Source organism: Bariatricus sp. HCP28S3_A7 (genome assembly GCF_052066375.1).
Taxonomy (GTDB): domain Bacteria; phylum Bacillota; class Clostridia; order Lachnospirales; family Lachnospiraceae; genus Allocoprococcus.
On the sequence record NZ_JBQHSG010000075.1, the window covers coordinates 1 to 1,438 of the forward strand.

Annotated in this window: 1 rRNA gene; it reads right to left on the minus strand. The window is 53.6% G+C overall.

Annotated elements, in window-relative coordinates:
- Window positions 1-11 precede the first annotated feature (11 nt).
- Window positions 12-1,438, minus strand: a 16S ribosomal RNA gene (locus ACTNA4_RS16020); the annotation flags it as partial.

A 1,438-nucleotide genomic window follows, 5' to 3' on the forward strand; every position in this document is an offset into this window, starting at 1 on the left:
TTCTTCCTTAGAAAGGAGGTGATCCAGCCGCACCTTCCGATACGGCTACCTTGTTACGACTTCACCCCAGTTATCGGTCCCACCTTCGGCAGCTCCCTCCTTTCGGTTGGGTCACTGACTTCGGGCGTTACCAACTCCCATGGTGTGACGGGCGGTGTGTACAAGACCCGGGAACGTATTCACCGCGACATGCTGATTCGCGATTACTAGCGATTCCAGCTTCATGTAGTCGAGTTGCAGACTACAATCCGAACTGAGACGTTATTTTTGGGATTTGCTCGGCCTCGCGGCTCTGCTTCCCTTTGTTTACGCCATTGTAGCACGTGTGTAGCCCTGGTCATAAGGGGCATGATGATTTGACGTCATCCCCACCTTCCTCCAGGTTATCCCTGGCAGTCTCTCCAGAGTGCCCACCTTAAATGCTGGCTACTGAAGATAAGGGTTGCGCTCGTTGCGGGACTTAACCCAACATCTCACGACACGAGCTGACGACAACCATGCACCACCTGTCTCCTCTGTCCCGAAGGAAAGACGACATTACTCGTCGGTCAAAGGGATGTCAAGACCAGGTAAGGTTCTTCGCGTTGCTTCGAATTAAACCACATGCTCCACCGCTTGTGCGGGTCCCCGTCAATTCCTTTGAGTTTCATTCTTGCGAACGTACTCCCCAGGTGGACTACTTATTGCGTTTGCTGCGGCACCGAATGTCTGTGACACCCGACACCTAGTAGTCATCGTTTACGGCGTGGACTACCAGGGTATCTAATCCTGTTTGCTCCCCACGCTTTCGAGCCTCAACGTCAGTCATCGTCCAGTAAGCCGCCTTCGCCACTGGTGTTCCTCCCAATATCTACGCATTTCACCGCTACACTGGGAATTCCACTTACCTCTCCGACACTCTAGCTGCATAGTTTCCAAAGCAGTCCCGGGGTTGAGCCCCGGGCTTTCACTTCAGACTTACACAGCCGTCTACGCTCCCTTTACACCCAGTAAATCCGGATAACGCTTGCACCATACGTATTACCGCGGCTGCTGGCACGTATTTAGCCGGTGCTTCTTAGTCAGGTACCGTCATTTTCTTCCCTGCTGATAGAGCTTTACATACCGAAATACTTCTTCGCTCACGCGGCGTCGCTGCATCAGGGTTTCCCCCATTGTGCAATATTCCCCACTGCTGCCTCCCGTAGGAGTTTGGGCCGTGTCTCAGTCCCAATGTGGCCGGTCACCCTCTCAGGTCGGCTACTGATCGTCGGCTTGGTAGGCCGTTACCCCACCAACTACCTAATCAGACGCGGGTCCATCTCATACCACCGGAGTTTTTCCCACTGAGTCATGCGACTCCGTGGTCTTATGCGGTATTAGCAGTCATTTCTAACTGTTATCCCCCTGTATGAGGCAGGTTACCCACGCGTTACTCACCCGTCCGCCACTCAGTCAC